General features: G+C 66.6%; 5 protein-coding genes and 1 pseudogene. All 6 read left to right on the forward strand.

From position 1 onward, the window contains the following. Positions 1-272 precede the first annotated feature (272 nt). Positions 273-1468, forward strand: a pseudogene (locus E1161_RS28700) (AMP-binding protein); the annotation flags it as partial. A gap of 675 nt (positions 1469-2143) precedes the next feature. Continuing rightward, positions 2144-3844, forward strand: a complete 1701-nt coding sequence (locus E1161_RS15960) for a glycine/sarcosine N-methyltransferase (protein WP_132624081.1) — start codon at positions 2144-2146, stop codon at positions 3842-3844. A gap of 138 nt (positions 3845-3982) precedes the next feature. Beyond that, positions 3983-5122, forward strand: coding sequence for a methionine adenosyltransferase (metK, locus tag E1161_RS15965; RefSeq protein ID WP_408011990.1), 1140 nt, complete (start codon positions 3983-3985; stop codon positions 5120-5122). Between the two features lie 300 nt (positions 5123-5422). Beyond that, on the forward strand, positions 5423-6397 hold the full coding sequence (locus tag E1161_RS15970; protein ID WP_132624083.1) for a carbohydrate kinase family protein: 975 nt from the start codon (positions 5423-5425) through the stop codon (positions 6395-6397). A gap of 18 nt (positions 6398-6415) precedes the next feature. After that, complete coding sequence (gene metH / locus E1161_RS15975) at positions 6416-9976, forward strand: methionine synthase (protein ID WP_132624084.1); 3561 nt, start codon at positions 6416-6418, stop codon at positions 9974-9976. Between the two features lie 47 nt (positions 9977-10023). Further along, the coding region (locus tag E1161_RS15980) for an adenosylhomocysteinase (RefSeq protein ID WP_165939816.1) at positions 10024-10305 on the forward strand (282 nt) is incomplete at its 3' end.

Genomic DNA, 10305 nt, shown 5'->3' on the forward strand with positions numbered 1-10305 from the left:
GGAACACGGTGTCCTCCTTGACGCCGGAAATTCCGAAGAAATCACCAGTAATCAACAACAATGACCACAACCGCACGAGGAGTCAACGCCGACGAGCCGAGACCCGCAGATCGGAGCAATCGGTTCGGCTCGGGAGTGGCCGAACCAGTCGCGGACATGGCTCACTCCTCGCCCCGGGCAGCGGAGCCGAGACGAGGAGGGGCCGGAGTGTTCGGCGAAGCGACGGCGAGTACGCCTGGTAGGCGTTGCTGACCGCACGCGACCCCTGCTAGATGACCCGCCGCTCCAACCAGGTCGCCAACTGGCTGCGCGAGCTCGGCGTCGCGCGGCGACCGGCCTGATCCTGATGCTGGGCGACCAGGTCGAGCTGGGAGACGATCCGGGCCGCGATGAAGTTGGGCGCGGAGATCATCCCTGCGGCCCCGCTGCCGGGCCCGGCGGCCTGCGCGACGGGGCACCCGAACGCCGGGACCGCGGCCGGGCGAGGCACGTGGTGACCACATCGGACGATGTGGTGAATTCGGCTGGCATCTCCGGCGATCGCACCGTCCGCGCCGTCGGGTCCAACGTGGATGGACGGCGCCCTGACGACCAAATCGATGGTTCAGCGGTGAGTTCCGTCCCAGGGTGCCGCGACCGGTGCCGAAGTCCCGATGCTCCCGTCTGCACCTCGGGTACCACGCCCAATCCGAAACTCGGTCAGCCCGCGCACGTCTCGTACCTCGTGAGTGGCCTGTCCACGATGTACTGTATCGGTGTGGAGTCCGGGGACGTCCACCTCAACATCTCCTCACCGGGGTGGGCCAAGCACGCCCGAGCAACGTCTCGCGCCGTGGAACGCCGAGGCGACGGTGGTCATCTACAACTGCTCGTGCTTCGACCCGGCCGGTCTGCTGGAGCCGGGTGCAGCGCTGCGCCATCACCAGCTCCTGCGCGCCGCCAACAGTGTGGCGGGATGGTCATCCAGGCCGATCTCGGCTTCGCTGGACACCCCGCCGGTGAAGTCGTCGGGGCCGGCGAACCGCTGAACCCGGAGTTCATCGAGCAGGCGCGCCAGGCCTGGGGCGTGACCATCCGCAACGGCTTCGGCCAGACCGACCAGCGTCCAGGTCGCCAACGCAGCGGTCACTGCCACACCGGGACGTCGGGTCCCGGGACGCGGACGGCTGCATCACCTACGTCGGGCGCACCGACGACCTGTTCAAGTCGTCCGACCACCGGATCTCGCCGATCGAGCTGGAGAGCGTGCTGCTGGAGCACGACGCGGTCGCCGAGGCGGCGGTGAGGCCGGCGCCGCACGCGTTCCGGTCGTCGGTGCCCGAGGCCTCGTGGGTGCTTGCTCGCCGCAGGTCACGAGCCCGACGAGCGCACGGCGGAGTCCATCCTGCAGTTCACCAGGGAGTACCTCGCGCCGTGCAAGCGGGTGCGGAGGCTGGAGTTCTACGAGCTGCCCAAGACGATCCCCGGCAATGGCGGGTGGAGTTGCGAGGCAGCTGGGCGCTGGATCGGTTCGGCGTTCCAAGGGCGGTGCACGGATTGACGGGCAGTCCGGGAAAAGTTATGGCGCTGCGGACTGGAAAGCCGTAACATCCGTGCTCCGCTCTTCGATGCAAGGGTTGCGGGGAGCGAAAAGTCAACCGCCGCATCGGCTATTCATGAGATCTTTGTCGATCGGAACACTTGATATGGCGCGAACATTGTGCTATATCGGGCGCGCGTAAGCGTACATCCCCTGAGGTTTTATCGCACTCGCGTGATCGTTATCGGCCCCAAAATGATGTCCAATATTCCCTGGTGGTCGCGCATTTTTTCACCCAGGGTGACAATGGGAATCACGCATTCATCGCATTGCGGTGATTACCATCACACGTTTGTACGCTTGCTTCGTGATCTCCTTCGCCTAGGTTGGTTAAGCGACGCACGGAAATGCGTCACGCCGGTTGGCAAGGGTGCCGACCGAGTGCGATCGGCGTTGGTGCTGCGGCCTTGAGCAATTTCTCGGCTGCCCGCGCCGGTCGGAGGTGTTGCCTTTTTTCGCAGTGGCGACCCGCACGGCCGCGAGACGACATGCTCGCGGCACGGATTTGCGCATGCCTGAAGTGCGTGGGCTGGCGCATGACCAACGTGAGTGGTGGGAGTGAAAATGGCCAAGAGCGTGGACGACTTGACTTCTGACGAGGCTGGTTCGCCTGACACGGCCGATCTGGTGGCACGTGAAGAGCAGGTTTTCGGCGAAAATCCGTTGGAGGTCCGCGAGTCGGATCACTACACCCACGAGTACGTCGGTGGATTCGTGGAGAAGTGGGACGATCTGATCGACTGGAAGAAGCGCTACGAGAGCGAGGGCAGCTTCTTCATCGACCAGCTCAAAGCTCGTGGAGTCAAGTCCGTCCTGGATGTGGCCACCGGGACCGGGTTCCACTCGGTCCGGCTGCTGGAAGAGGGCTTCGAAGCCGTCTCCGCCGATGGCAGCCCGCAGATGCTGGCCAAAGCATTCCAGAACGGGCTCGAGTACGGTGGGCACATCCTGCGCGTCGTGCACGCCGACTGGCGTTGGCTGAATCGTGACGTCCACGGTGAGTACGACGCGATCATCTGCCTCGGGAACTCGTTCACGCACCTGTTCTCGGAGCGGGACCGGCGCAAGACCCTGGCCGAGTTCTACGCCATGCTGAAGCACGACGGCGTTCTGATCATCGATCAGCGGAATTACGATTCAATTCTGGACGACGGATTCAGCTCGAAGCACACCTACTACTACGCAGGTGAGGACGTTTCCGCCGAGCCGGATTACGTCGACGAGGGTCTGGCGAGGTTCAAGTACACCTTCCCGGACAAATCTGAATTCTTCCTGAACATGTACCCGCTCCGGAAGAACTACGTTCGCCGCCTCATGCGCGAGGTCGGTTTCCAGCGGATCGACACCTACGGCGACTTCCAGGAGACCTACCAGGAAGGTGAGCCGGACTTCTACATCCACGTCGCGGAGAAGAAGTACCGCCCCGACGAGGAGCTCTCCGACGTCTACTCGAGCGCGGTCCACACCGCCCGCGATTACTACAACTCCGAAGACGCGGACAACTTCTACTACCACGTGTGGGGCGGCAACGACATCCACGTCGGCCTCTACGAGACCCCGGATCAGGACATCGACACCGCCTCCCGGCGCACCGTCGAGCGGATGGCGTCCAAGGTCGAGATCACCCCGGAGACCCGGGTCCTCGACATCGGCGCGGGTTACGGCGGCGCGGCCCGCTACCTGGCCAAGACCTATGGCTGCAAGGTCTCCTGCCTGAACCTCTCCGAGGTGGAGAACGCCCGGAACATCGAGTTCAACCGGGCCGAGGGGCTCGACGAGCTCATCGAGGTCAAGGACGGTTCCTTCGAGGACATCCCGTTCCAGGACAACGCCTTCGACATCGTCTGGTCCCAGGACGCGATCCTGCACAGCGGTGACCGCCCGCGCGTGCTGGAGGAGGTCAGCCGCGTCCTCAAGCCGACCGGGTCCTTCCTGTTCACCGACCCGATGGCTGCCGACACCGCCAAGCGCTCGGAGCTCGGCCCGATCCTCGATCGGCTGAGCCTGGACACGATGGGGTCGCCCGGCTTCTACCGCCGTGAGCTGGCCCGACTGGGTCTGCAGAGCTTCGAGTTCGACGACCTGACCGAGTACCTGGCCATCCACTACGGCCGGGTCCTGCAGGAGCTGGAATCGCGAGAGGGTGATCTCGCCGACAAGATCAGTGACACCTACCGCACCAAGATGAAGACCGGCCTCAAGAACTGGGTGTCGGGGGGCAAGGCGGGGAACCTCGCGTGGGGCATCATTCACGCCCGAGTGTGAGGTCCCCCGGGTAAACAACCTGACTACCGTACGCAAGGATCTAAAGCTGCAAAGCTTGTGAGGTGAGGAGCAGTCGTGAGTGAGATCAACCGCCGGTTGTTCACCAGTGAGTCGGTGACCGAGGGCCACCCGGACAAGATGTGCGACGCGATCAGCGACTCGATCCTGGACGCGATGCTGGCCCAGGACCCGGCTTCGCGCGTCGCCGTGGAGACCCTGGTCACCACCGGCCAGGTGCACGTCGCCGGCGAGGTCACCACGAAGGCCTACGTCGACATCCCGACCCTGGTCCGCGAGAAGGTCCTGGAGATCGGTTACGACTCGTCGGTGAAGGGCTTCGACGGCGCTTCCTGCGGTGTGAACGTGGCCATCGGTCAGCAGTCCCCGGACATCGCCCAGGGTGTTGACGAGGCGCACGAGAAGCGCGTCGAGGGCAGCGAGGACGAGATCGCCAAGCAGGGTGCCGGCGACCAGGGCCTGATGTTCGGCTACGCCTGCAACGACACCGACGAGCTGGCGCCGCTGCCGATCACCCTGGCGCACCGCATGTCGCGTCGCCTGACCAACGTCCGCAAGGACGGCACGCTGCCGTACCTGCGCGCCGACGGCAAGACCCAGGTCACCATCGAGTACGCCGGTGACCAGGCCGTTCGCCTGGACACCGTGGTGCTCTCGACCCAGCACGCCGAGGAGATCGACCTCGAAGGCCAGCTGGTCGGCGACATCCAGAAGCACGTCATCGCGCCGGAGCTGGAGCGGGCCGGTCTGGACTCGGGCGACGCCCGCGTGCTGATCAACCCGACCGGTCGCTTCGTCGTCGGTGGCCCCATGGGTGACGCCGGTCTGACCGGCCGCAAGATCATCGTCGACACCTACGGCGGCATGGCCCGCCACGGTGGTGGCGCCTTCTCGGGCAAGGACCCGTCGAAGGTCGACCGCTCCGCGGCCTACGCCATGCGCTGGGTGGCCAAGAACGCGGTCGCCGCCGGTCTGGCGGGCCGCATCGAGGTCCAGGTCGCCTACGCGATCGGCAAGGCCGCCCCGGTCGGGCTGTTCGTGGAGACCTTCGGCACCGAGAACGTCGACCCGGTCAAGATCCAGGCCGCGGTCAACGAGGTCTTCGACCTCCGCCCCGGCGCGATCGTCCGTGACCTCGACCTCCTTCGGCCCATCTACGCCCCGACCGCGGCTTACGGTCACTTCGGGCGCAGCGACGTCGACCTGCCGTGGGAGAAGACCGACCGCGCCGAGGCCCTCAAGAGCGCTGCCGGTCTGTAAGAGCGGAACGGCGAACGCAGCGGTGCCGGCGGGCACCTGAGGCGGTCCTCCTGCACCCGGACGCCCCGACGGATGCACGTCGATGCACGACGTCGAGGCGTCCTCGCAGGAGAACCGGCTTCCGGGCCCGCGACGGTGCGAGCTGCTCAGGTGGCCGGGCGAGCGGCGGTTGCGCCGCCTGCCAGGGCCGCGAGCCATTCCACGTGTCCTCCGGGCACAACCGACGAAGCTGTCGCAGGCTGCGGGGCGCCGCCCACATGGCAGTTCCCCGCAGCCTGCCCTGGTGAAGGAGTTATTGAAGTGCGGATTGCGGTGACCGGTTCGATCGCCACCGACCACCTGATGTCCTACCCCGGTAGGTTCACCGACCAGCTCGTGGCCGACCGGCTGGAGCAGGTCTCGCTGTCGTTCCTGGTGGACGAGCTGGAGGTGCGTCGCGGCGGCATCGCCGGCAACATCACCTTCGGCCTCGGCAAGCTGGGTGTGACCTCGACGCTGGTGGGCGCCGTCGGGCAGGACTTCAACGACTATCGCGCGTGGCTGGACCGGCACGGCGTGGACACCGAGTCCGTGCACGTTTCGGAGACCAAGCACACGGCGCGCTTCCTGTGCACGACCGACACCGATCTCAACCAGATCGCCTCGTTCTACGCCGGTGCGATGGCCGAGGCCCGTGAGATCGAGCTCAAGCCCGTCGCCGAGCGCCTCGGTGGTCTGGACATCGTCGTCATCTCGGCCAACGACCCCGAGGCGATGGTGCGCCACACCGAGGAGTGCCGGGACCGCGGCTACGACTTCCTCGCCGACCCGGGCCAGCAGCTGGCCCGCATGGAAGGCGACGACATCCGTAAACTCGTGGACGGCGCGCAGTACCTGTTCACCAACGAGTACGAGCACGGCCTCCTGCTGCAGAGCACCGGCTGGACCAAGGACGACGTCCTGGGCCGCGTCGGCAAGTGGGTCACCTCGCTCGGCGCGAAGGGCGTCCAGGTCGAGGCCAAGGGCGAGCCGACGCTGCTGGTCGAGCCCCCGAAGGAGAAGCAGAAGGGCGACCCGACCGGTGTTGGCGACGCGCTTCGCGCCGGCTTCCTCGCGGGACTCGAGGGCGGCCTGGACCTGGAGCGCTCGCTGCAGCTGGGCTGCACGCTGGCGACAGTTTCGCTGGAGACCGACGGCCCCCAGGAATACGACGTCGAGCGGGATTCGTTCCTCGCTCGCATCGCCGAGGCCTACGGCGACGAGGCTGCCGCCGAGGTCGGGCCGAAGCTGCGCTGACGAACGGGGAGTAGCGGCATGTCAGACCACGATCCCAGCGGGTTCCTGACCGCCATCGACGAGCGCGTGCTCGTTGCCGATGGCGGCATGGGAACCGCGTTGCAAGCCTACGACCTCAGCTTGGACGACTTCGCCAACCTGGAGGGCTGCAACGAGATCCTCAACGTGACCCGGCCCGACGTGGTGTCCTCGATCTACCGGGGGTACCTGGAAGCGGGCTCGGACGCGATCGAGACCAACACCTTCGGCGCCAACTGGGCCAACCTGGCCGAGTACGACATCCCGGAGCGCATCCGGGAGCTGGCCGAGGTGGGCTCGCGACTGGCCCGGGAGGCCGCCGACGAGTTCTCCACGGCGGAGCGCAAGCGGTTCGTGCTGGGCTCGATGGGACCGGGCACCAAGCTGCCCACCCTGGGGCACGCCCCCTACGCGAAGCTGCGCGACGCCTACTACGAGCAGGCGCTGGGCATGCTCGATGGCGGCATCGACGTCTTCCTGGTCGAGACCTCGCAGGACTTGCTGCAGACCAAGGCCTCGATCGTGGGCGCCAAGCGCGCGATGGCCCAGACCGGCCAGAAGCTGCCGATCATCGCGCAGGTCACGGTGGAGACCACCGGCACGATGCTGGTCGGTTCCGAGATCGGCGCGGCGCTGACCGCGCTGGAACCGCTCGGCATCGACCTGATCGGCATGAACTGCGCGACGGGTCCGGCTGAGATGAGCGAGCACCTGCGGGTGCTGGCGCAGAACTCGCGCATCCCGCTGTCCGTGATGCCCAACGCCGGCCTCCCGGAGCTGGGCCCCAACGGTGCGGTGTACCCGCTGCAGCCCGAGGAGCTGGCCGAGGCGCTGTCGGGCTTCGTGCGCGACTACGGCGCACGGCTGGTCGGTGGTTGCTGCGGCACCACCAACGAGCACGTCCGTGCGGTGGCCGAGGCCGTGGGCGGCACCGCCCCCACCTCGCGCACGCCGGAGCTCATCCCGTCGGTGTCCTCGGTGTACCAGGCCGTCCCGTTCGAGCAGGACGCCTCGATCCTCAACGTCGGTGAGCGCACCAACGCCAACGGGTCGAAGGCGTTCCGCGAGGCGATGCTCGAGGAGCGCTACGAGGACTGCGTCGAGATCGCCAAGGCCCAGACCCGCGAGGGCGCGCACATGCTCGACCTGTGCGTGGACTACGTGGGCCGCGACGGCACGCACGACATGCGTGAGCTGGCCTCGCGGCTGGCCACCGCCTCGACGTTGCCGATCATGGTCGACTCCACCGAGCCCGATGTGATCGAGGCCGGCTTGGAGCACCTGGGCGGGCGCTGCGCGGTCAACTCCGTCAACTACGAGGACGGCACCGAGCCGGGCGGCCGGTTCGAGCGGGTCATGGAGATGGTCCGCGAACACGGTGCGACCGTCGTGGTCACCTGCATCGACGAGGAAGGGCAGGCGCGCACCAAGGACTGGAAGCTGCGCGTCGCCGAGCGGATGATCGAGGACCTGACCACCAACTGGGGTCTGGACGAGTCCGCGATCATCATCGACTGCCTGGTCTTCCCGATCACCACCGGTCAGGAAGAGGTCCGCAAGGACGCCATCGAGACGATCGAGGCCATCCGGGAGCTCAAGCAGCGCCACCCGGCGGTGCAGACCACCTTGGGTCTGTCCAACGTGTCCTTCGGTCTGAACCCGGCCGCGCGTCAGGTGCTCAACTCGGTGTTCCTCAACGAGTGCCGCGAGGCCGGGCTGGACTCGGCGATCGTGAACTCCTCGAAGATCCTGCCGATGAACAAGATCGACGAGGAACCGCGCAAGGTCGCCCTCGACCTGGTCTACGACCGGCGCAGCGAGGACTACGACCCGCTGCAGAAGCTCATGGAGCTCTTCGAGGGGCAGACCGCGAAGTCCTCCAGCGCATCGCGCGCCGAGGAGCTGGCCAAGCTCCCGCTGTTCGAGCGCCTGCAGAAGCGGATCATCGACGGTGAGCGCAACGGCCTCGAGGAAGACCTCGAAGCCGGCATGCAGGAGAAGGCTCCGCTGCAGATCATCAACGAGGACCTGCTCGGAGGCATGAAGGTCGTCGGTGACCTCTTCGGCTCCGGCCAGATGCAGCTGCCGTTCGTGCTGCAGTCGGCCGAGGTCATGAAGGCGGCGGTGGCCTACCTCGAACCGCACATGGAGAAGGACGACTCCGGCGGCAAGGGCAAGCTGCTGCTGGCCACGGTCAAGGGCGACGTCCACGACATCGGCAAGAACCTGGTCGACATCATCGTCTCCAACAACGGCTACGACGTGGTCAACATCGGCATCAAGCAGCCGATCAACGCCATCATCGAGGCCGCGGAGGAGCACAAGGTCGACGCGATCGGCATGTCCGGTCTGCTGGTGAAGTCCACCGTGATCATGAAGGACAACCTGCAGGAGATGAACTCCCGCGGGATCTCCGACAAGTACCCGGTGATGCTCGGTGGTGCGGCGCTGACCCGCTCCTTCGTGGAGCAGGACCTCGACGAGGTCTACGAGGGCGACGTGCGCTACGCCAAGGACGCCTTCGAGGGCCTGCACCTGATGGACCGCCTGATGGCCATCAAGCGCGGTGACTCCCCGGAGGAGGACGCCGCCGAGGAGGCCAAGAAGGCCGAGCGCAAGGAACGCCGCGCGCGTTCCCAGCGCATCGCCGAGAAGCGCAAGGCCGAGGCCGGTGACGAGCCGGGCTACGACGACACGACGCGGTCCGACGTGGCCGCCGACGTCGAGGTCCCGACTCCGCCGTTCTGGGGCTCGAAGGTGGTCAAGGGAGTCGCGGTCAACGACTACCTGCAGCTGCTGGACGAGCGGGCCACGTTCTTCGGGCAGTGGGGTCTGCGCGGCGCCAAGAAGGGCGAGGGTGCCTCCTACGAGGAACTCGTCGAGTCCGAGGGGCGGCCACGGCTGCGCCACTGGATCGACGAGCTGTCCACGCAGGGCATCCTGCAGCACGCGGCTGTGGTTTACGGCTACTTCCCGTGCGTCACCGAGGGCAACCACCTCGTCGTGCTGGACAAGGAGGAGCCCGACGCCCAGGAGCGGCACCGGTTCTTCTTCCCCCGGCAGAAGCGCGATCGCCGGCTGTGCCTGGCCGACTTCTTCCGCACGCGGGAGCAGGCCGAGCAGACCGGACAGGTCGACGTGCTGCCGATCCAGCTGGTGACCATGGGCCAGCCGATCGCCGACTTCGCCAACGCGCTGTTCGCCAAGAACGCCTACCGGGACTACCTGGAGGTGCACGGCATGGGCGTGCAGCTCACCGAGGCGCTGGCCGAGTACTGGCACCGCCGCGTGCGGCGCGAGATGGCCTGGGCCAACGGCGGAAACGTGGCGCAGGAAGACCCCTCCGACGTGCGCGAGTTCTTCAAGCTCGGTTACCGAGGCGCCCGCTACTCCTTCGGCTACGGCGCGTGCCCGGACATCGAGGACCGGGCCAAGCTCGTCGACCTGCTGGAGGCGGAGCGGATCGGGGTCGTGCTCTCCGAGGAGTACCAGCTGCACCCCGAGCAGTCGACCGACGCGATCATCGCCCACCACCCGGAAGCCAAGTACTTCAACACCTGATTCCGCTGTCCATCAGCTGCTGATCAGAAAGAAACAGAAGGGAAGTCATGAGCGTCAAGTTGCAGAAGGTCAACGGCCTGGAGTTCGCCGTGAAGGACCTGGGTCTGGCCGAGGCGGGTCGGCACCAGATCCGGTTGGCCGAGCACGAGATGCCGGGTCTGATGGCCACGCGGGAGGAATACGCCGGTTCTCAGCCGCTCAAGGGTGCCCGCATCGCCGGCTCCCTGCACATGACCGTGCAGACCGCCGTGCTGATCGAGACCCTGGTTGCGCTGGGTGCGGATGTGCGGTGGGTGTCGTGCAACATCTTCTCCACTCAGGACGAGGCC

Origin of the sequence: Saccharopolyspora aridisoli, from assembly GCF_004348445.1 — a bacterium.
Taxonomy (GTDB): domain Bacteria; phylum Actinomycetota; class Actinomycetes; order Mycobacteriales; family Pseudonocardiaceae; genus Saccharopolyspora; species Saccharopolyspora aridisoli.